Source organism: Hyphomonas jannaschiana VP2 (assembly GCF_000685215.1).
Taxonomy (GTDB): domain Bacteria; phylum Pseudomonadota; class Alphaproteobacteria; order Caulobacterales; family Hyphomonadaceae; genus Hyphomonas; species Hyphomonas jannaschiana.
This window is the reverse complement of sequence record NZ_ARYJ01000014.1, coordinates 22,928-43,400: the sequence shown is the minus strand read 5'-3', so window position 1 is coordinate 43,400 and position 20,473 is coordinate 22,928. Positions and strand designations below refer to the sequence as shown.

The 20,473-nt window shown below is 60.8% G+C and carries 18 protein-coding genes; 5 read left to right on the top strand and 13 right to left on the bottom strand.

The genetic code is table 11. The annotated features are described in order from the left end of the window. Positions 1–3: 3 nt before the first annotated feature. The 3 genes from HJA_RS15830 to HJA_RS15820 form a co-directional block, all read right to left on the bottom strand. Entirely contained in the window at positions 4–2,400 is a 2,397-nt protein-coding gene (locus HJA_RS15830) for a GumC family protein (RefSeq protein WP_155840058.1), read from the bottom strand. Between the two features lie 54 nt (positions 2,401–2,454). Beyond that, a complete protein-coding gene (locus HJA_RS15825) occupies positions 2,455–3,750 on the bottom strand; it encodes an outer membrane beta-barrel protein (protein WP_035584019.1) in 1,296 nt (431 codons plus the stop codon). A 313-nt stretch (positions 3,751–4,063) separates the two neighbouring features. Continuing rightward, positions 4,064–5,050 carry a glycosyltransferase family 2 protein gene (locus HJA_RS15820; protein WP_162177081.1) on the bottom strand — a complete coding sequence of 329 codons (987 nt, stop codon included), beginning with the start codon at positions 5,048–5,050 and terminating at the stop codon, positions 4,064–4,066. 225 nt (positions 5,051–5,275) lie between these two features. On the opposite strand from HJA_RS15820, the gene HJA_RS15815 reads away from it, so the two are divergent. From HJA_RS15815 to HJA_RS15805, 3 genes are all read left to right on the top strand, one after another. Next, positions 5,276–6,400 (top strand): NAD(P)/FAD-dependent oxidoreductase, encoded by a 1,125-nt coding sequence (locus HJA_RS15815; RefSeq protein ID WP_035584016.1) that lies wholly within the window; start codon positions 5,276–5,278, stop codon positions 6,398–6,400. 63 nt (positions 6,401–6,463) lie between these two features. After that, on the top strand, positions 6,464–6,745 hold the full coding sequence (locus tag HJA_RS18430; RefSeq protein WP_081814763.1) for a PilZ domain-containing protein: 282 nt from the start codon (positions 6,464–6,466) through the stop codon (positions 6,743–6,745). A 70-nt stretch (positions 6,746–6,815) separates the two neighbouring features. Further along, on the top strand, positions 6,816–8,057 hold the full coding sequence (locus HJA_RS15805) for a glycosyltransferase family 4 protein (RefSeq protein ID WP_035584010.1): 1,242 nt from the start codon (positions 6,816–6,818) through the stop codon (positions 8,055–8,057). A gap of 62 nt (positions 8,058–8,119) precedes the next feature. Here HJA_RS15805 and HJA_RS15800 read toward each other — a convergent pair whose 3' ends face one another. The 3 genes from HJA_RS15800 to HJA_RS15790 form a co-directional block, all read right to left on the bottom strand. After that, entirely contained in the window at positions 8,120–9,274 is a 1,155-nt protein-coding gene (locus HJA_RS15800; protein ID WP_035584008.1) for an acyl-CoA dehydrogenase family protein, read from the bottom strand. A 28-nt stretch (positions 9,275–9,302) separates the two neighbouring features. Next, entirely contained in the window at positions 9,303–10,493 is a 1,191-nt protein-coding gene (locus HJA_RS15795) for an acyl-CoA dehydrogenase family protein (protein WP_035584006.1), read from the bottom strand. A 133-nt stretch (positions 10,494–10,626) separates the two neighbouring features. Next, positions 10,627–11,628: a nicotinate-nucleotide--dimethylbenzimidazole phosphoribosyltransferase gene (locus HJA_RS15790; protein WP_035584004.1), complete on the bottom strand. Its 1,002-nt coding sequence runs from the start codon at positions 11,626–11,628 to the stop codon at positions 10,627–10,629. A 138-nt stretch (positions 11,629–11,766) separates the two neighbouring features. Between HJA_RS15790 and HJA_RS18425 the strand changes: the two genes are divergently transcribed. Together HJA_RS18425 and HJA_RS15785 are read left to right on the top strand one after the other, a co-directional pair. Beyond that, positions 11,767–11,961, top strand: a complete 195-nt coding sequence (locus HJA_RS18425; protein WP_081814762.1) for a DUF1289 domain-containing protein — start codon at positions 11,767–11,769, stop codon at positions 11,959–11,961. 4 nt (positions 11,962–11,965) lie between these two features. Further along, a complete protein-coding gene (locus tag HJA_RS15785; protein WP_081814761.1) occupies positions 11,966–12,505 on the top strand; it encodes a TIGR02281 family clan AA aspartic protease in 540 nt (179 codons plus the stop codon). Here HJA_RS15785 and pyk read toward each other — a convergent pair. The 7 genes from pyk to HJA_RS15750 all read right to left on the bottom strand — a co-directional run bounded on the left by pyk (position 12,492) and on the right by HJA_RS15750 (position 20,426). Further along, positions 12,492–13,916, bottom strand: coding sequence for a pyruvate kinase (pyk, locus tag HJA_RS15780; RefSeq protein ID WP_035584002.1), 1,425 nt, complete (start codon positions 13,914–13,916; stop codon positions 12,492–12,494). The genes HJA_RS15785 and pyk overlap by 14 nt on opposite strands. An 89-nt stretch (positions 13,917–14,005) precedes the next feature. Beyond that, complete coding sequence (metH, locus tag HJA_RS15775; protein ID WP_051597785.1) at positions 14,006–16,636, bottom strand: methionine synthase; 2,631 nt, start codon at positions 16,634–16,636, stop codon at positions 14,006–14,008. After that, a complete protein-coding gene (locus HJA_RS15770; protein WP_035584000.1) occupies positions 16,633–17,061 on the bottom strand; it encodes a gamma-glutamylcyclotransferase family protein in 429 nt (142 codons plus the stop codon). The genes metH and HJA_RS15770 overlap by 4 nt, the downstream gene beginning before the upstream one ends. Next, the gene (locus tag HJA_RS15765) at positions 17,058–18,131 is read right to left on the bottom strand and encodes a homocysteine S-methyltransferase family protein (protein WP_035583998.1); all 1,074 of its coding nucleotides are present in this window, start codon (positions 18,129–18,131) and stop codon (positions 17,058–17,060) included. The genes HJA_RS15770 and HJA_RS15765 overlap by 4 nt, the downstream gene beginning before the upstream one ends. After that, positions 18,132–18,560 (bottom strand): VOC family protein, encoded by a 429-nt coding sequence (locus HJA_RS15760; RefSeq protein ID WP_035583996.1) that lies wholly within the window; start codon positions 18,558–18,560, stop codon positions 18,132–18,134. 4 nt (positions 18,561–18,564) lie between these two features. Then, positions 18,565–19,452 carry a methylenetetrahydrofolate reductase [NAD(P)H] gene (gene metF, locus HJA_RS15755; RefSeq protein WP_035583994.1) on the bottom strand — a complete coding sequence of 296 codons (888 nt, stop codon included), beginning with the start codon at positions 19,450–19,452 and terminating at the stop codon, positions 18,565–18,567. Next, on the bottom strand, positions 19,449–20,426 hold the full coding sequence (locus tag HJA_RS15750; RefSeq protein ID WP_035583992.1) for an ArsR/SmtB family transcription factor: 978 nt from the start codon (positions 20,424–20,426) through the stop codon (positions 19,449–19,451). Before HJA_RS15750 ends, metF begins: the two co-directional genes overlap by 4 nt. Positions 20,427–20,473: the final 47 nt, after the last annotated feature.

Here is a 20,473-nt window from a genome sequence, read left to right as displayed (position 1 = left end):
CGGCTATTCAAATCCCACAGGGACTTCTTCTTCCATCGTCCCCTTGGCCTTCTCCGGCGGGGTCTGAATGGCCACGGGGCCCTTCCCGCCTTTCTTCCGCTTGCCAGCGCCGTTGAGATCGAAGCCGAACACGGACTTCTTGCTCTCCATCTGGTAGTACTTGCGGTAGGCCTTGTAGCTGGCGCCCGGATCACGGTGATGCCGGCGGCGGTTGAGGTCGACCATGTTGAGGGTCGCGCCGAGGACATCCGCATTGAACGAACGCAGCAGGCTAAGCGACTGCTTGACGGCAGCGCGGGTGGAATGGCGCCAACGCACCATAAGGATCGTCTTGTCGACCTTGCCGGCCACGACGCGAGCTTCGGCCATCAGCAGAAGCGGCCCCGTGTCGATCAGGATCAGGTCATACATGGAGCGCAGGCGCGACAGCAGGTCATCGAAAGCGCGCGTTCCGAACACGTCGTGCGGCGTGTGGCCAGACTGGGACAATGGCAGAATGTCCAGCATGGTCTTGCTGTCTTTCTGGATCGCATCGGACAGCTGACCGGCGCCGAACAGGTGTTCGATGAAGCCAATCTCCGGAGACATGCCTGCCGCTTCCGTCAGCTGGCGGCGGCGGAAGTCCCCGTCGATGACGATGGTGCGCGAGCCCGACATGGCCGACATGCGGCCGAGGCTGAGCGTGAGGCTGGTCTTGCCTTCGTCCGGCAAGGACGAGGTGATCGCCACCGTCTTCGTCTCGCTGTCGAGGTCAGAGAAGGCAATGGCCGCGCGCAAGTACCGGACACTTTCCGCGTACGCAGATAGAGGGTTCTCGACCAGGTAATCGGCCGGATTGGTCTGGCCGAGGCCAAACAGGCTGGAGGCACGGATCAGCGGCACAGAGCCGATCGAGGTCACACCGAGCTTGCGCTCAATATCTTCTGTCGAGCTGATCTTGGCATCGAACATTTCGGCCAGGATGGCCATGGCCGCGCCGATTGCCGCGCCCAGCACCGCACCGATCAGCAGGTTCAGCTTCTTCTTCGGAGCAGCCGGCTGGCTCGGCACCGACGCCGCTGACAGGATAACAGCATCCGCCTGGACGAGGTCGTCCTGGACACTCGTTTCCTTTGAGCGGGCGATAAATTCTTCATAGAGCACGCGGCTCGTCTCAGCGTCGCGCTCAAGCTCGCGCAGGCGCACGCTGGCGATGGAGTTGCCGCGCAGCTGGGCGTTCGCCTGGTTGATACGGGCCTGGATTGCGTTGACCTGGCTTTGTTTCGCTGCGACTTCACTCGCAAGGTTGTCGGCAATCCGATTGACCTCGGCGGCCATCTGCCGCTCGACGTCACGAACTTCGTTCCGGGCACCAATCAGTTCAGGGTGCTGAGGGCCAAGCTTCGTTTCCAGCTCAGCAACACGGCCGCGCAGGATGGAGAGCTGTTCCTTGAGGCGGGAAACCAGAGCAGAATCAAGTACTTCGCTGATCCCGTCGACCCCTTCGCCGGAGTCGATCTGGCGGCGCATGTTTTCATAGCGGGACCGCGCCTGGCTGAGTTCGAAATCAAGCTGTGTCTTCTGCTTGGTCAGATCGGCGATCTTCTGCTCGGACAGCGTGGTGCCCATGGCGGTATCGAGATTGTTCTCGGCACGATAGACGGCAACACGCTTTTCCTTCTCGGCCACTTCATCGCGAAGCCCCGAGACGCGTTCACCCAGCCATTCCGTTGCGCGGCGGGTCGCATCCAGCTTGGTGTCCAGCTGCTGGACCCGGTACTGATCTGCAACCGCGTTCGCAAGGCGGGCTGACGTCTCCGGAGAGGTCGACATCACCGTCACCTTCAGAAGATAGGTTGTGCCAACCCGGGAAACCGTCACGCGGTTTGACAGGGCCTCGACCACAGCTTCAAGGATCGCAGCTTCGCGCTCTTCTTCGCTGAGGCCGGCATACGGGTCGACCCGCTCTGTCCGCATACCGAGGCTTTTCTTGATCGGCTTGACCAACCCGTCGATCAGGCCAGGTTTCTGCTCAACAAGGGTCCAGTTGAATTCCGGATCTTCAACCAGCTTCTGGCGCTCCGCCACCTTCGTCAGAAGGGATTTGGAGCTGATGACCATCACTTCCGTGTCAATCGCCGCCGTGTTGGCAACGATGCCGCCCAGCACGCTGCCAAGGTCGATAACGTTCTCCTGGTTCGTGCCCAGCTGGATCGTCGTCGATGCCTTGTACACCGGCGTCGCGGTGAAGGTGATGTAGGCCACTGCCAGAAACACGACCAGAAAACCGGTCACGATCAGCCAGAACCGGCGATAGACCATGCCGATCAGAGATTTCAGGTCAAAAGATGTTTCCTCGCCCGACGGCCCGTCATGGCCGGTCATCTGGGAAGGTAGCTCGAAGCTGAAACTCTTGGTCAAAACACCACACCGAAAATTAGAGTGAGCAGGAAAAGCGGACAGGCTCGCCCTTGCTTAGGGATGGAAGCGAAGCTCCACGCCGATCAGATTGATTCCGTAAGACGGGACAAACGCCACATCCGAACCGCTGGAGTCCCAGGCCAGGTGACGCGCGAAGGCATCGATGTGCAGGCGTTTGTTCATCTTGTACTTCGCCGCCACACCAATGTTGGACATTTCGTCGGTCCGGTCGATTTCCTGATAGTCATAGTCGGTGAACCCGGCATGAGCGGACAGGATAAGGTTCCGGCGAAGCTCGTGATCAATTTCCGCCCGATACGTCGTGGCCAGGGCGCTCGGCGACGTGAAGACGCCCGTGTCCGCGACCCGGCGGCTGCCGAGGAAGGTGACCGTGGTCAGGCGCGACGGGAACCACTGGATGCGCGCATCCAGCGACAGGCCGTCGACGTCCGCGAAATAGTCATCCTTCTTGTCCTCATTGAGATAGCCGACGGCCACATCACCGCGGATCAGGGACTGAAGTTCGAAATCGACACCGGCTGCAACCGTGTAGCCTTGAGAGTCACGCTTGCGCGGCAAACCGCCGATGATCTGCGTCGAGTTGTAGGCTTCGTCGTGAACAGTGCCCTGTGTGTAGACCGCCAGATCCGGTGAGATGGCGTAGGACAGACGGGTCCGGGCGTAGGTGTTGTCGCGGTCACGGAAATCCTGGTCGGCTTCCGCACCCGTGCCGATGATCCGGCCGTCTTTATAATCGTAGGACGTCACACCGACCGCATTGTTCCAGCGGAACCGGTCATTGGTGTAGTCGGCGCTGACTTCGCCGCCTGCCACGGTGTACTCGATCGGCTTTTCCAGACCGCCAAGGCCGGCCGGCTCATAGCGCTGTTCCACGGCCTTGTCGGCAAACACGCGGGCACCAAGCGAGAAGTCACGGGTCACATCCAGACGGCCGCGTATCCCGGCATGAAGCGTCGGCGCCGACTCATCAGACAGATCCAGATATTCGTTCTGATAGGCAGACACATCGAAGCCGACTTCGTGAACGGCCCAGTTCGTCCGCCCGACAACTTCGCCGCCGATCCGGACGATCACGTCGGATTCCTCGTTATTGTTCTGAGCGTAGACGTTCGAATTGTAGGTCACGCCAACCAGGCCGGTCGCATCGACCAGGAATGTGCCGAGACGAATAGGCTCCGGATCGAATGCCGGCTGCTGGCGGTCTTTGACCGCTTCATACTTGTTTCTGCTGTAATAATTATCGGCGCCCTGCCCTTGCGCAGCAGCTGTTCCGGCAACGAGGCTGCTGCCGGCAACCGTAAGAAGACAAAGACTTTTCAGGTGGTTCATTTTTTCTGTGTTCCCTCACATGCGCGCCGAGTAACCGTACAGGTCGCCATTTACCTCAATCGTTTTGCAAGTGTCATACCATCGACCTGCAAGCTTCCCCGAGGTTGTTAACCTTTAAATACACGAGAACTAGCCACTGCGGCGAATTTTCGTGCCAACCTCCCCTGTTGCGCGTACCTTTTCAAGCGGCGGCGCTTCAAACTCGTTAAATTAACCTTGGAAAAAAGGATCGGTTCTTTGTTGCGGGTTGCCTTCCGGCGACTTGAACCCATACCCGCGAACTGGACCAAATTGTCACACGATCATGGCGAGATCAGGCCGATTTTCCCGCCTGGCGCCCCTTGCCGGAAAGTTTGCCGCCAAATGCTTTCATGAGATTGCCCGCGACATGCCAGCTTGCCGGACCGGATATGGTGAGTGCGCGGACCAGGCCTGCCGGCCGCTTGGCACGAATGGCCTCAATGGCCGTCCAGGCCGCCCATTCCTGCTCGCAATAGCGCGTAAACCCCGCAAATGCCTCGCGCTCAGCCGGCGCAAGTCCGTCCCGCTTCAGGAATGCCCGGCCCATCATGGCCAGCTTGCGGTGATCGTCGGCGCCTTGCCGGTGAGAGGCCGAGCCGTCACGGACAACAAACAGATAGCCTTCCGGGTCTGTCAGAACCGCTTTGGCACCATCCGCCAGCAGGCGGGCATACAATTCAAAATCCTCACCGAACCGGAGATCGGGCTGATAGGGCTCAGCCCCGGATTTGACCGCCCGGCGGCGGATCAGCGGCTTCAGAAAGCCCAGTTCAGACCGCTCGGTCTCTGCCGCATAGGAGCGGCTGACAAACAGTTCCGTTGTCAGAGACACATCGCCCTCGGGTTTTCCCGGCCACAGATGACGGATGACCGTCTCCGGCGCCTTTGTGGAGCTGATCAGCAGATTGTCCGCGACAATATCAAGGTCACCCTGCCGTGCCTTATCGAGCAGATTGGCGACGCGTTCCGGCAGCATGATGTCGTCGCTATCGAACGGCGTGAACCAGCCGGCATCGGTCTCCTTCAGCGCGCGGTTCCGGGCAGCCGCCGGACCGCCATTCTGGTCCATCCGCAGGAAGGTCACGTTGTCGAACCTACGGGCATAATCCTCTGCGATCTCCGGACCGGAATCCCGAGAACCGTCATCGACCACAATCACGTCAAAACGGATGCCCTCGGGCGCCTTCTGCGCGACGGCACTTTCGAGCGCGCGCGCAATGTTCGCTTCGTCATTATAGAGCGGAATTATGATCGCGACCTTGGTCTCGTCATACGTCATGAGGGCGGGCTCTACCGGCATCGGTTCTGAAATATACTTCTCTCTGGTGTCAGGATATGCAATTTCCGGGCAAATATCATGCATTTTAGGCCAATCGCTCACCACACGTTCCGGTCCGGGGCGGCCCCGGAAATACGTGCAGGCAGGACTGGTCCTTAATATGCATGCCCCACAACACTAAAGACCAATGCCGGCAAAAGCCACACACAGGGTTAACGACACTTGATGGAAACCGAAGCCATCGTCATCGGGGCCGGCGCGGTCGGGCTGGCCTGTGCGGCGGCCCTTGCCCGTTCCGGACGTGAAACACTCGTTCTTGAAAGCGCCGCAGGCATCGGCACAGGCACCTCGGCCCGCAACAGCGAAGTTATCCATGCCGGACTCTACTACCCGACCGGCTCTCTGCGTCACCGGATGTGCGTCAGCGGCCGCAGGCAACTTTACCAATGGCTGTCGGAGCGCGGCGTGCCTCACCGGAAAACCGGAAAGCTGATCGTTGGAACATCGGACGCCCAGATCCCGCGCATGGAAACCCTGTTCGAACAAGGCCGGCGCAACGATGTCGAGGGCCTGCACTTCCTGACCAGGGCAGAAGCGATTGCGCTCGAACCGGAACTCACCTGCACGGCCGCCGTGCTGTCTGAAGAAACCGGTATCCTCGACAGCCACGCCTACATGCTTTCCCTACAGGGAGACCTGGAAGATCATGGCGGCTCCGTCGTCATCGGCGCGCCTGTTAATCGGGTTGAGATACTGCCGGATGGACGGTTCAGGCTGGATGTCGGCGGCGCGGAGCCCGCCAGCATCACGACGCCTATCCTCGTAAACAGTGCAGGCCTTCACGCCGTCCGGATCGCCCGCAACATGACCGGCTACGCCGCTGACCTCATTCCATTTTTTACGCTGGCAAAAGGGAATTATTTCAGCTGCCTCACCAAACCGGCATTCCAGCACCTGATCTATCCGGCACCAGTCGAAGGCGGGCTCGGTGTGCATATCACCCTCGACCTTGCCGGTCGCATGCGGTTCGGACCGGACGTGGAGTGGCTGGGCCACGACGATCCGGACAGGATAGATTACAAGGTCGATCTCAGCCGGGCGGATCAGTTCTATGAAGCCGTCCGCAAGTATTGGCCGGGTTTGCCAGATAACGCGATCGCAACAGACTATTCCGGATGCCGGCCAAAACTCTCCGCTCCGGGAGAGCCGGCGGCAGACTTCCGGATCGATGGGCCAGGCATCCACAGCCACCCCGGACTGGTGCACTTGTTCGGCATAGAATCCCCTGGCCTGACCAGTTCCCTCGCCATTGCAGACGAAGTTGTCGGCCTGCTCTCAGACCACGTCTGATTTTAGTTCCGAACCATTTGGCGTCCTCATGCATACATCTCGCGAAAGGACCCTGGATTCACCATGACCGCAATTGTCCCCCGCCGGAGCTATCGGCGGCATCGCACCACTCGCAAATCCCGTTTGAGACCGAACGGCCACGGAACCTGGATACGCGCCTCGATGGTCGATTGGTCTGCTGCAGGTGTTAGCCTGACAGGACCGGTTGAGGACGTTCCGCTTGGCCCCGCCATTCTGGCTGTTTCACCTGTGGACGGCACTGACGACATCCACCTCTCATGCGTTGTCGTCTGGCAAAAGGAAGACAAAGTCGGCCTGAAACTGCTCGGGCCTGTAAACCATTAATACCTGAAACATCGCACTGGCGGTGAACTTGCATTGGCGTCAGGGAAGAACAACCCTAACACCGATCCCCATGACCGACGCCACCAAGACACTGACCCTACTGGTCCAGCGCCAGCTCGACGCGATCACCACCGGTAACGGTGCGTTCCTCGAAACCTTTCTGCGCACCGCGAAAGCGGCGGGTTTCCGAGTCCGGGTCGTCTTCGCACCGTGGCACGCGTTCGGAAACCGTCCATTTGCGTCGGTGCATCCGAGATTGCGCGCCCTGATCGATGAAATTGTCTGGGACGGCACGATTGAGGCCGGCGGGCGCTACTGGTCCGTGTCACCGCGCATCTGGGTCCGCTTCGGCATCCGCCTTGTGCATGAAATCATGCGGCGCGCTGGCCTGAAAGTGCAATGGCGCAACTATTTCGGCCGTCCCATGCCGACCGCCGAAGTGCGTGCCATGGCTCGGGCAGCCGACCGTCAGCCCAGTGATCTGACCATTGCCGAATACAGCTCCGTTGGCCCCGTTCTGGACCAGCTTCAGCACCCTACCCGCAAAGGCGTGTTCGTGCATGATGTGCTCTGGATGCGTGCCCGCCGCTACCGCGAAAAAGGGCTCGCTTTCGATTTCTACGAAACCAGCGAAGCCGAAGAGTGCGATTGGGTAAAATCGGCTGACTTTTTCGTCCATGCCTCGGCCAATGAAATGGAATTTTTCCCGCCTCAGTTTTCGCCGCACCATATGGTCTGGCTACGTCCTGTTCCGCCTGAATTCGGAGACCTGCCCACCGAAGGCAAAGCCGAAGTGGTCTTTCTCGGAACCACGCATGCGGGGAATGTGGATGCGCTCAATCACTTCCTGAAGGACATCTGGCCAATCATTCTGAAACGCCAGCCGGATGCCGTGCTGAAAGTGGCCGGCAGTGTGGGTGACGCGATCGAACCATCTCTGAAAAAGTCTCCGAACATGACGCTTCTTGGCCGGATCGAGAAACTGGAAGACATCGGTGGCTCGCATGCCATCGGCATTGCCCCGACACGGCTCGCCACCGGGGTCAGCATCAAAGTCGCCGAATACCTCATGCTCGGCATGCCGGTCGTCGCCTACCCGTTGGCGATGGAGGGCTTTGGCGGCCGGCTCGACGGCATGGTCGAAATTGCCGATGCGCCCGATGCATTTGCAAACACCATTATCCGCCTGCTGAACAACAAGACAGAACGAGAAAAGCTCTCGGATGGTGCACCGGCCCGCACACGAGAAATTCTGTCGAACCAGGAAGTCGCGGATTTCCTCACCAGGGAAGCTTCCCTGAAACCCGCCTGACAAAGAAAACGGGGGACCGCCTGAACGATCCCCCGCCTACATTTTGAATTCGCAGAACGAGCTTATTCAGCCGCTGCCGGAACGTCTGCAGCAGAGAGTTCCGTGTAGCGCTTCAGGTGATGGTCGACATTGCCGAATTCGGAGTCGATCATGGTCAGGCGCTTGAAGTAGTGGCCGACAGCCAGTTCGTCCGTCATGCCCATACCGCCGTGGATCTGGATCGACTGCTGGCCGACGAAACGGCCGCCCTGGCCGATACGCACCTTGGCAGCAGAAGCCGCTTTCTTGCGGGTGACTTCGTCATCGCCCAGCTTCAGCGTGGCCATGTAGGTCATGGAGACCGACTGCTCATATTCCATGAACATGTCGACCATGCGGTGCTGCAGTACCTGGAACTTGCCGATCGGCGTGCCGAACTGCTTACGCTGGCGCGAGTATTCGACCGTCATCTCGTGGGCAACTTTCATCGCACCGCATGCCTCGGCGCAGAGCGCTGCGATCGCTTCGTCGGAGACGAGTTCGATCAGCGGCAGGCCGTTGTCGACTTCGCCGATGACAGCTTCCGCGCCAACAGCGACGTTTTCGAAATACACTTCCGAAGCCCGGCGGCCATCGACCGTCGGATAGTCGCGGGTGGAGATGCCCGGTGCTGATTTCTCGACGACGAAGACGGTCACACCGTTCTTGTCGCGGCGGTCACCGGAGGTCCGTGCCGTGACGATCAGGTGGGTGGCCCAGGGCGCACCGATGACAACAGCCTTGTGGCCGTTGATCACGAAGCCTTCGCCGTCTTTCTTGGCGGTAGTTTCGAGATCAGCCAGGTTGTAGCGACCGCGCGGCTCTGCATAAGCGAAGGCGAAGATTGTTTCGCCGGACATGATGCCGGTGAGGTATTCTTCTTTCTGCGCATCCGTTCCGCGCTTGATGAAGCCGCCGCCGCAAACAACGCTTGGTACGTACGGCTCGACCACAAGGCCTTTGCCGAACTCTTCCATCACGACCATCGCGTCGATCGGGCCACCGCCGAGGCCGCCGTCTTCCTCGCTGAACGGTGCCATCATCAGGCCCAGCTCGGCGAACTGCATCCACATGTCCTTGCGCCAGCCTTCAGCCGAAGCCACCACCTTGCGGCGGGATTCGAAGTCGTACTGATCGCGGATCATCTTCGCGAGGCTGTCGCGAAGCATTCCCTGTTCTTCAGTGAAATTGAAGTCCATTTGAGTCGTTTCCTCTCTGGCCTCGGGCTTAAAGGCCCAGGATCATTTTCGTGATGATGTTGCGCTGAATTTCGTTGGAGCCGCCATAGATCGACGTCTTACGCATGTTGAAATACGTCTCGGCCGCAAAGTCCGCATAGTCCGGACCGATGCCGGCACCGTTGCCGGTGGCTTCCATGCCATAGGCGTAAGGCGCACCGTAATGGTTCACCGCTTCCAGCGTGAGTTCCGTCAGGCGCTGCTGCACCTCGGTGCCCTTCACTTTCAGGATGGAGCTTTCCGGCCCCGGGCCCTTGCCGGCGGCTTCGGACGCAAGCGTGCGGAGCTCGGTGAATTCAAGCGCGGTCAGGTCAATCTCAAGCTGGCTGATCTTGCGCGCGAATTCCGGCGTTTCGATCAGCGGCGTGCCGTCGACGGTTTCCTGGGTAGCGATGTCACGAAGGCGTTCGATGCCACGCTTGGAGCGAGCAACGCCGGCAATGCCGGAACGTTCGTGAGCGAGCAGGAACTTGGCGTACGTCCAGCCCTTGTTCTCTTCGCCAACGAGGTTCTCGACCGGAACGCGGACATCCGTCAGCCAAGTCTCGTTCACTTCATGCGTGCCGTCGATCAGCTTGATCGGGCGCACTTCGATGCCCGGCGTCTTCATGTCGACGAGGATGAAGGAAATACCTTCCTGGGCTTTCGCGTTCGGGTCCGTCCGGCAAAGGAAGAAGCCCCAGTCGGCGTGCTGGGCGAGCGTAGTCCAGGTCTTCTGGCCATTGATGACATAGTGGTCGCCATCGCGGACGGCCGTGGTCTTCACGCTTGCAAGGTCGGAGCCTGCACCCGGCTCGGAATAACCCTGGCACCACCAGACGTCACCGGAACGGATGCCCGGCAGGTGCTTTGCCTTTTGCTCTTCATTGCCGAACGTGTAGATGACCGGGCCGACCATCGAGACGCCGAACGGCAGCGGCATGATTGCATCCATACGGGCGTTCTCTTCGCCCCAGATGTACTTCTGCGTCGAGGTCCAGCCTGTGCCGCCATATTTCTCCGGCCATGCCGGGACGGACCAGCCTTTTTTGCCGAGGATTTTGTGCCAGGCGAGGAATTGCTCGCGGCTCAGATCCTCGCGTGTGCCGGTTCCAACCAGCTCCTTGGGATAGTTCTCTTCAATGAAGGCCCGAACTTCCTTACGGAATTCGATCTCTTCCGGTGTAAACTCCAGATTCATTACGTGCTCCTCCGAAACGGTCTGATCCTGCTGCCAGGCACACGCTCTCTATGTCAGTCATTTGTATTGGCTGGCAAGGTGACGCGAACGTCAACGTAAAGGAAGTCGCATATAAGTCGCAGATGACCCTGCGTCAGGTCGATGCCGGCTCTGCGATGAAGGGCGCACAGGCCGTTTTCAGCAGGCCGATCGCAGAGGCTGACCCCAAGCCGCCACCCGTCTGGAACTCCATCTGCATGAGCGGCTTCAGGCCCAGCCGCTCCAGCGCGGCCTCATGTGCCGGCCGGCGCGTGATGTGCGAGGCCAGGCAATGGCTGATCGCTTTCGGATCGATGGCATGAACCACACCCGCTGCAATCGTTGTCGCGAAGCCGTCCAGAACGACGGGGATTCCCTGATGCCGCGCGGCGATAATGGCACCGACACACGCTGCCAGCTCCCGGCCACCGAGGCAGCGCAGCGCTTCCAGCGGGTCCGACAGGTGACCGCGGTGCAGGGTCAGCGCCCGGCTGACGAGGTCAATCCGCTTGCGGGCAAGGGTTGCTGTCGTCTGGCTGCTTGGGCGGACCCAGTAATCCGGTGATCCGCCATACAGCGCGCAGGCAACGGCCGCAGCAGCCGTCCCCACACCTGCGCCAGCTACCGCAAGTGCCAGCAGGTCCGGATGGTCTTCCGTCGCCTCGAATCCATAGGCGATGGTTGCCGCGCACTCTTTTTCGGACATCGCGGCCGTTTCAGCGATGCTCGGCGTGGGCCTGTCCAGGGCCAGTTCGAAGACCCGGATGGAGGCTCCGGCCTGTGTCGCAATGGCAGACAGCGGCGCGCGCCCTTCCCGCAGCGCATCGACATGCGCCTGAGTATCGCTGTTGGAAGACATGGAAACGCCTTCCTCAACAATGCCGTGGGACCCGGCAAAAATAGCCAGGGTCGGTTTTTCAATGCGCGGCGGATACCGGTTCTGCCAGTTCGCAAGCCACTCTGCAGCCTCGCCCAGACGACCGAAATCCCCTTCCCGGCCCATTCCGAGCAGGGCTTCGCGGACCTGTTTGCCAGGTTCTGTCGCGGGGGGTGGCGCGCTCATGATGAGCGCGCGCACATCCGCCAATGGTGAGCCTTCGCGAACAGGTTCTGGCACGTTACTTTACTCCCGCATTCCTCTGACGCGTTTCACACGTCATAATAGCAGGTTGCAAGGTGGCTGCACGACAAGGATTTGTTACCTTGCCGCTCATACACTCCGCCCCGCAACCCGCACTGGACACAGGGTATATTGATGTCTCGCGAACCGATAAAGTCCCCATGTATCAAGGTATGTGCAGTTGACGCCTCAACTGGCTGGTGCCTAGGCTGTGGGCGCACATTGAAAGAAATTGGCCAATGGGTCGCCATGGGGGAGCCTGGCCGCGAGCGCGTTCTCTGCGAACTGCCTGAGCGGATTGGCAAGCTGGAGGCTCTGGGGAAGCGCTGACGCCATGTACGCCAGACATATCTTGCCCATGCTCGCCGCAGCGCTGCTCATCGCTGCGACCGCTGTGTTTTTCATCGTCCCGAAAACAGACGCCATGGGCAGCGCAACGCCGGCCGCCGCATCACTGACCAATTCCGCAGTCCCGGATGTCAGCACGCGTCCCCGGGCAAACTTCGACAAGGCCGCGATCATCAGCCGGGAAGCCGACGGCCATTACTGGACAAGGGCAGATGTCCAGGGAACCGATGTCCGGTTCATGGTGGATACAGGCGCAAGTATCATTGCCCTGACCCTGCATGACGCCCAGCGGATTGGTCTCAACCCGGCAGAGCTCGAATTTGACAATGAAGTGCGCACCGCCGGCGGCCTGACCCAAGGGGCCTATATCGTGCTGGACCGTGTGCGTATCGGCCGCGTCGAGATGGAAGACGTCCGCGCGATGGTGCTGAAAGAGGGGCTGGAACAGTCCCTGCTCGGCATGAGCTTCCTCGGCGAACTCTATTCCTATGAGTTCAAAGGCGACACGCTGATCATACGCCAGTAATCGGCTTTCCGTCCTCGCCCTTGCCGACGCCGACTTCCCAGGCGAAGCGCGCCTCATCCCCGGCCCAGCGCGCATAGGCGACACGGCCTTTGAGACCAGCGGCCTCCATCAGGTCACGATACCAATTCGTCGCGCCGGCATTGAGCCGCTGGGGATGCACGCCCCAGAGAAGGCAGGCCTGCCGCAAACGCCGGTCGTCCAGCGAACCGTAAAGGATCGGTGCGGGCCCACGGACCCGGGAAAATCTGGCCAACCGGTCAAACGCGCCGGTTCTGAGCGCAAGCGCGCCAGCGCCCTCGGCACACGCCATCGCCTGAGCCGTTGTTGCGATGACGTCCACAGCCGAAGCCTCGGCCTCAGTTCCCGCGAACTGGGCGATGGACTGGCGATAGTCCTCCGCGGACTCCGTCGCGCGTATGATCCGGGCCATGATGGCGACAGCCGTCGCCGGATGCCGGCCGACTGCTGTCTCGGCCGACAGCATCACGGCGTCGGCGCCCTGATAGATCGCGGTTGCCACATCAGAGGCTTCCGCCCGGGTGGGCGCTGCGTTCTCGATCATGGATTCCAGCATTTGCGTCGCGACGATGACCGGACGCCCGCGTGACCGCGCCACACGCACGATCCGGCGTTGGATGACCGGCACGTCTTCCGGCGCAAACTCGACCCCGAGGTCGCCGCGGGCGACCATCACAGCGTCGGACGCTTCGACGATGGCTTCCAGATTTGTAATCGCCGCGGGCTTTTCCAGTTTGGAGACCAGCGGTGCCCGGCCTGCGATGATGGCCTTCACCTCTTCAACATCTGAAACGCTCTGCACAAAGGAGAGCGCAACAATGTCGACACCGATCTCAAGGGCGAAGTCCAGGTCCGCCCGGTCCTTGTCTGTCAGTGCACGGACCGGGAGCGGTTTTCCGCGCACTGTAAAGCCCTTCTTGTCGGAAAGCTTGCCCGGCACTTCCGCCCGGACCTTCGGCGTTTTGCCTGTCTCGGTCACCGTCAGGATCAGCTTCCCGTCATCGACGAGGATCGTGTCACCTTCTTCGAGAATTTCGACGATTTCTGCATGCGGTACGGGGATCGTGTTTTCGTCGGCGCCCTCTTCCGCCGCCACGATGTTGTACTCTTTCCGGAACCCGAGACGCAGGCTGCCGTCAGGAAATTTTCCGACGCGGACTTTCGGCCCCTGAAGGTCTGCCAGAACGGCCAGCGGCCGGTCCGTTTTCGCCTCTGCTGCACGCACAGCCTGAAGCGCTTCAAGATGGGCGGCGTGCTCACCATGGCTGAAATTCAGGCGGAAGACGTCGACCCCGGCATAGGCCAGTGCCACCACCTCTTTCGGCGAACGGCTGCCCGGGCCAAGCGTCGCGACAATCTTCGCGTTTTCGCCCAGAAGCGGTTTCTCTGCCATGATTGTTCCGCCCCTTCCCGTGGACACTGCTCCTGTTTAGGCGACTCGCAGCCTGCCTTCCAGTCGCAGCGGCGACAGAATCTGAAAACTCAGGCCGCGAAGGGATCGTAATTGAGGATCGGCGCCAGCCACCGCTCGGCCGTGCGCAGGTCCCAGCCCTTCCGGCGGGCATAATCCTCTACCTGGTCCTTCTCGATCCGGCCGACGGCGAAATACACCGCTTCGGGATGCGCGAAATACATCCCTGAAACACTGGCCGCCGGCGTCATGGCGAAGCTGGACGTCAGCGACACACCGATGCGGTTCTCAGCGTCCAGCAGGCGGAAGAGGGTTTCCTTTTCCGTATGATCCGGCTGGCTGGGATAACCGGGCGCCGGGCGGATGCCCTGGTATTTCTCGGCGATGAGGTCGCTGTTCGTCAGCGTCTCATCCGGCGCATAGGCCCACAGCTCGCGGCGCACGCGTTCGTGCATGTATTCGGCCATGGCCTCGGCAAAGCGGTCAGCCAGTGCCTTCACCATGATGGAGGAGTAGTCGTCCCCCTTCTTCGCAAACTCTGCCGCGATCGTCTCGGCTTCGCCGCCCGCGGTCACGCAGAAACCGCCGATCCAGTCTTCACCTTCCGGGGCAACAAAGTCCGACATGGCGAAATTCGCGCGGGTATTGTCCTTTTCCATCTGCTGGCGGAGCGTGTGGAACACATCGCCCGTCTCAAGGCGAATATCGTCCCCGTCGCGATTGGCCTTCCAGAAGCCGACGACCGCCTTCGGCTTCAGCCAGGCCTCACCAACCAGTTGCTGCATCATGGCTTCGGTATCGCGCCACAGCGTTGTCGCAGCCTCCCCGACAATCTCGTCCTCCAGGATCGCCGGATACTTCCCGGCAAGGTCCCAGGCGGAAAAGTACGGTGTCCAGTCGATGTAGCGCGCGAGTGTTGCCAGATCGATGTCCTCGAATGTCTGTACACCGCTGAACGTCGGGACGGGCCTGTCATAAGCCTCCCAATCCGGCTTGAGCGCCTTCTCTCTCGCAACTTCAATCGGCAGGCGCGGCTTCGGCGGGCCACCCTGACGGGACTCGCGCATGCGCTGGTAACGGGCCCGCGTCTGCTCGACCAGCCCCTGCTTCTCACCGGCGCTGAGCAGCGCACTCACCACACCGACAGCACGGCTGGCATCCGTCACATGCAGCACCGGCGCCGACTTGATGACCGGGTCGATCTTCACGGCCGTGTGGGCCGGGCTTGTGGTCGCCCCGCCGATCAGCAGCGGCTGCACCATGCCGCGGCGCTGCATTTCGGCAGCGACATAGACCATCTCGTCGAGGCTCGGCGTGATCAGTCCGGAGAGTCCAATCACGTCCACCTTCTCTTTCTCGGCCGTATCGAGAATTGTTTCGGCTGGCACCATGACGCCAAGATCGAGAATTTCATACCCGTTACAGGCCAGCACGACCCCGACAATGTTCTTGCCGATGTCGTGCACGTCGCCCTTCACGGTCGCCATCAGCACTTTGCCATTGGAGACATCCACCGTGCCAAGGCGCTGCTTCTCTTCCTCCATATAAGGCTCGAGCCAGGCGACGGCCTGTTTCATCACACGGGCGGATTTCACCACCTGCGGCAGGAACATCTTGCCGGATCCGAACAGGTCACCGACGACATTCATGCCGTCCATCAGCGGGCCCTCGATCACATGCAGCGGACGCTCCGCCTTCAGGCGGGCCTCTTCCGTATCCTGATCGATGAATTCGGTGATGCCATGAACAAGCGCGTGCTCAAGCCGCTTTTCCACCGGCGCCTCACGCCAGGAAAGATCCTTCACCGCGGTCTTGCCCTTCTGCCCTTTCAGGCCTTCGGCAATCTCGACCAGGCGCTCCGTCGCATCCGGGCGTCGATTGAGGATGACGTCCTCAACGCGCTCCCTGAGTTCGGCGGGAATATCATCATAAATGTCCAGCTGGCCTGCATTGACGATTCCCATGTCCATGCCCGCCGGAATGGCGTGGTAGAGGAACACGGAGTGCATCGCGCGGCGCACGGGCTCGTTTCCGCGGAAGCTGAAGGACACATTCGAGAGGCCACCGGAGATGTGGCAGCCTGGGCAGGTTTCCCGGATAATGCGCGCGGCTTCGATGAAGTCGACCGCGTAATTGTTGTGTTCCTCAATCCCCGTCGCCACAGCGAAAATGTTGGGGTCGAAGATGATGTCTTCAGCCGGGAAGCCGACATCTTCGGTCAAGATCCTGAAGGCCCTCTGGCAGATCTCGACCTTCCGGTCTTTGGTGTCCGCCTGCCCGACTTCATCAAAAGCCATGACGACAACAGCCGCCCCGTAGGACAGGCATTTTGCCGCCTGCTCGCGGAACGTATCTTCGCCCTCCTTCATGGAGATCGAGTTGACGATACACTTACCCTGAACGCATTTCAGGCCGGCTTCGATGACGTCCCATTTGGAGCTATCGATCATCACCGGCACGCGGGCGATGTCCGGCTCGGCTGCGATCAGGTTCAGGAAAGTGCGCATGGCTTCGGCACCGTCCAGCATGCCTTCATCCATATTGACGTCGATCACCTGCGCGCCGTTCTCCACCTGCTGGCGGGCGACCTCCACGGCGTCAGCGTAACGGCCCTCCGTGATCATGCGGCGGAAGACGGCGGAGCCTGTCACGTTGGTGCGTTCACCAACGTTCACGAAGGATTGGGATGCTGAAGTAGTCATTTTCTCGTTTTTCCGGCGTCGAGCGGCCAGTTGCCATCGGCGACGGGCGAAAAGCCATCGACCGGTTTGTTATACCAGTAGATCCAGGCGGTTTCGCCAGTCTCATTTCCAGTGTCATCGCAAAGCGGGATGCGGGTGCGGATATAGAGGCTGGTGGCCGGATCGTCAGTCACATCCTCAAAATCGTCCATGGGGTCGACAATGGAGACGTCGTCCAGCTTCCAGCGGATTCCGTGGCACAGTTCATCACCAGCCACGACGCCCGGAAAGCCGCCCAGATCGACCATCCGCCCACGGAACCGGCACGGCGCGCCGAAGGCCCCGGCGGTCCCGAGTGGCAGTTCGGCCGGCTGTCCTGCCGCGCCCAGTTTCAGGAGGCCGTAGAAGACGAACAGGTCTCCGGCCTGAACAGGTGGTTTTGTCACGACGCCACCTCGAACGGCTCAAGCCCCGCAAGACGCATCGTATGTTTCTCTGGCGCCGGGTCGCGCGGCTTCACGCCTTCGACGGCTTTCGCAATCGCCGCGATATGCTCCGGCGTGGTGCCGCAGCAGCCGCCGAGAATGTTCACCAGTCCATCCTGCGCCCAGCCGCCAACCGCGCCCGATGTTTGCTCAGGCTGCTCATCATACTGGCCCATCTCGTTCGGCAGGCCGGCATTCGGATAGGCCGCGACCAGCGTATCGGCGATGCGCGACAGCGCCGCGATGTGAGGCCGCATCAGGTCTGCCCCGAGGGCGCAGTTAAAGCCGATGGCAAATGGCTTGGCGTGGCGCACGGAGTTCCAGAACGCCTCCACCGTCTGACCTGACAAGGTACGGCCGGAACGGTCGGTGATCGTGCCGGAAATCCAGATCGGCAGCTTCTCCATGCCCTCGGCCTCAAGATCCATGATCGCCTTGATACATGCCTTGCAGTTCAGCGTGTCAGTGATCGTCTCGATCAGATAGAGGTCCACGCCGCCCTCGTTCAGCGCCTGGATCTGCTGGCGGTAAGCCTCATACACTTCGTCGAACGTAACAGAGCGCGCGCCCGGATCGTTCACGTCGGAAGACATGGACAACATCTTGTTCAGCGGCCCGATAGAGCCGGCAAGGAAGCGCGGCTTGTGCGGTTCCTTCGCGGTCCATGCATCCGCCGCCTCACGGCCGAGGCGGGCGCCTTCGAGATTGATGTCACGCACGGAGTCCGCGTCCAGCTTGTAATCATCCTGCGCGATGACGGTTGCGCTGAATGTATTCGTCTCGGAAATGTCAGCGCCTGCGGCGAAATAGGCATCGTGCAGGTCGGTCACGATGTCCGGCCGGGTGATGCAGAGGATGTCATTGTTCCCCTTCATCTGGCCCGGATACTTCGCCTCGGTGAAGCGGTCGCCGCGATAGTCGGCTTCCTCCAGGCCGCGCCGCTGGATCATGACGCCCCACGACCCATCGAGAATGAGAATGCGTTCTTTCGCGGCTGCCTTCAGCGCCGCAATCCGTTCCTGACGTGTCATCTAAAGCTCCATGCTTCCGTCTTCGCGCAATGGCGAATACGGGTTGTATGCGACTTCCCAAAGGTGGCCGTCGGGATCAGAGAAATATCCCGAATAGCCGCCCCAGAAGACTTTCTCCGCAGCCTTTACCAGCTGACCGCCCGCCTTGACCGCACGGGCCAGGGCATCATCGACCGCGTCCTCGTCCGGCTGGTTCCAGGCCAGCGTGACAGCCCGAAAGCCTTCGCCGTGCGGTGGCACGCCCGCATCCTCCGCAAGTGGCTCACGCCCGAACAGGCCAAGCGCGACGCCGCCCATGTCAAAGAACGCAACAGCCTCTTGCGAGGCAGGTGCGCGCTTCAGGCCGAGCGTCTCATAGAACGCCGCAGAAGCCTGCACGTCGGCGACCCCGAGCGTGACCAGTGTGATATGGATCGGATTGCCGGCCATGGTCTCAGGCAGCCTCCGCCGGGTGGGGTTTCAGGCCGAGCAGGCGGCAGGTGGACAGGGCGAGGCCCGCCCGGTTCAGCGTATAGAAGTGAAAGTTTTCGACGCCCTGCTCCGCCAGCTTGCGGCAGAGGTCGGCAGCGACATTTGCAGTCACCAGCTCGCGGGTCTCCTCGTCATCGTCGAGGCCGTCATAAAGGTCTGCCAGCCAGTCCGGTATAGTCGCCCCGCAGAGTCCACTGATCCGTTGTAGTCCGCGGAAGTTCGCCTGAAGCATGATTCCGGGCACGATAGGCATGGTCACGCCGCCTGCCCGGGCCTTGTCCAGGAAGTTCAGATAGGTCTCCGGTTCGAAGAAGAATTGCGTGATCGCCCGGTCAGCGCCGGCGTCCTGCTTGGCCTTGAGATAGGCGATCTCGGCCTCCCAGCCCTGACTTTCCGGATGGAGTTCGGGATAGCAAGACACTGAAATCTCGAAACATTTCCCAAGTTCGGGCCGGTGTTCGCGCAATCCTTTCACCAGATCGACAGCATCGCGGAAGCCGCCCGGATGAACCTCGAATTCCGCTCCCATGCCCGCCGGCGGATCGCCCCGCAGCGCCACAATATGCTTCACACCCGCCTGCCAGTACTCCTCCGCAACCGCCAGCACCTCCGCCTTCGTCGCGGACACACAAGTCAGGTGCCCAGCCGGCTTGAGGCTGGTCTCTTGTGCAATGCGCTTTACAGTTTCATGCGTCCGTTCGCGGGTGGAGCCACCGGCGCCGTAGGTCACGGACACAAAGTCCGGCGCCATGGGTTCAAGGCGCTGCACCGTGTCCCATAGGCGATTTGCCATCGCGTCGCTCTTGGGCGGGAAAAATTCAAATGAAACGTGGGGTGTAGAGGTGCTCATGCCGCGGATTCCTGCGCGTCTGCGGGCTTTTCGGCGGTCCAGATATGGACTGTCAGCCCTTGTTCATTCCCGGGAGGCGGCGCGAAAGCGCGCGGCTCCGACAGTTTCAGCCCTGCCGCGGAAGCCCATCTTTCCATGGCTTCCGGCGACATGCCCAGGCGGTGATGGCCATGTTCGGTCCGGAGGAACTCCAGATCGTGCGGCGCGAAATCGACGATGAGCAAGCGCCCGCCGGGCTGCAGGACACGCGCTGCTTCAGCGATCACCCGATGCGGCGCATCCACATAATGCAGTACCTGATGAATGATCACGAGGTCAGCCGAGGCATCCCTGAAAGGCGCTGCCGTAACATCACCTTGCCTGACGCGGGCAACCGGGCTCCCGTCCCGTTCCAGATTCGCCCTCGCCACAGTCAGCATGTGATGGCTGAGATCGATTCCTTCAGCTTCCGCTGCGAGTGGCGCGAAAAGCGTCAGCATGCGCCCGGTTCCGGTTCCGAAATCCACAACACGCTGGAACGGCCCCGGCCCGGCAATCTCCAGCAAAGCCTGCTCGATCGCCTCGTTCGGGTAGTGAAGCGTCCGGATTGCGTCCCAATTGTCTGCAACCGACGAGAAATAGGCCTGCGCCGAGGCAGCGCGCGAGGCACTGATCTCATCCAGCCTTTCTGCATCTCTTTGCAGTTCCGGCACATCAGCGCCTAACTGATCGAAAAGCGTATCGAGGAAGCGCCGTCCGTCACCACCACTCGCGGCCCGGTAGAACACAAACGACCCTTCCGGCAGACGCTCGACCAGCCCTGCACCCGTCAATGCTTTCAGGTGATGAGACAGCCGCGGCTGGCTGAGGGAAAGAATCTGTACGATTTCGCCCACAGAAAGGTCGCGTTCACGCAGTAGTGCGAGAATACGCAGGCGTGTTGGTTCTCCAGCCGCCCGCAAGCGCTCCAGCGTAAGGTTAAATCGGTCACTCATGAGGAACGTATAAACATTCTTTTATACGTTTTGCAAGCAACCTCACA

Coding starts and splice junctions, on each gene's coding strand:
- HJA_RS15825 (WP_035584019.1), bottom strand. CDS start 3,750: ATGAACCACCTGAAAAGTCTTTGTCTTCTTACGGTTGCCGGCAGCAGC.
- HJA_RS15820 (WP_162177081.1), bottom strand. CDS start 5,050: ATGACGTATGACGAGACCAAGGTCGCGATCATAATTCCGCTCTATAAT.
- HJA_RS15815 (WP_035584016.1), top strand. CDS start 5,276: ATGGAAACCGAAGCCATCGTCATCGGGGCCGGCGCGGTCGGGCTGGCC.
- HJA_RS18430 (WP_081814763.1), top strand. CDS start 6,464: ATGACCGCAATTGTCCCCCGCCGGAGCTATCGGCGGCATCGCACCACT.
- HJA_RS15805 (WP_035584010.1), top strand. CDS start 6,816: ATGACCGACGCCACCAAGACACTGACCCTACTGGTCCAGCGCCAGCTC.
- HJA_RS15800 (WP_035584008.1), bottom strand. CDS start 9,274: ATGGACTTCAATTTCACTGAAGAACAGGGAATGCTTCGCGACAGCCTC.
- HJA_RS15795 (WP_035584006.1), bottom strand. CDS start 10,493: ATGAATCTGGAGTTTACACCGGAAGAGATCGAATTCCGTAAGGAAGTT.
- HJA_RS18425 (WP_081814762.1), top strand. CDS start 11,767: ATGTCTCGCGAACCGATAAAGTCCCCATGTATCAAGGTATGTGCAGTT.
- HJA_RS15785 (WP_081814761.1), top strand. CDS start 11,966: ATGTACGCCAGACATATCTTGCCCATGCTCGCCGCAGCGCTGCTCATC.
- pyk (WP_035584002.1), bottom strand. CDS start 13,916: ATGGCAGAGAAACCGCTTCTGGGCGAAAACGCGAAGATTGTCGCGACG.
- metH (WP_051597785.1), bottom strand. CDS start 16,636: ATGACTACTTCAGCATCCCAATCCTTCGTGAACGTTGGTGAACGCACC.
- HJA_RS15765 (WP_035583998.1), bottom strand. CDS start 18,131: ATGACACGTCAGGAACGGATTGCGGCGCTGAAGGCAGCCGCGAAAGAA.
- HJA_RS15760 (WP_035583996.1), bottom strand. CDS start 18,560: ATGGCCGGCAATCCGATCCATATCACACTGGTCACGCTCGGGGTCGCC.
- metF (WP_035583994.1), bottom strand. CDS start 19,452: ATGAGCACCTCTACACCCCACGTTTCATTTGAATTTTTCCCGCCCAAG.
- HJA_RS15750 (WP_035583992.1), bottom strand. CDS start 20,426: ATGAGTGACCGATTTAACCTTACGCTGGAGCGCTTGCGGGCGGCTGGA.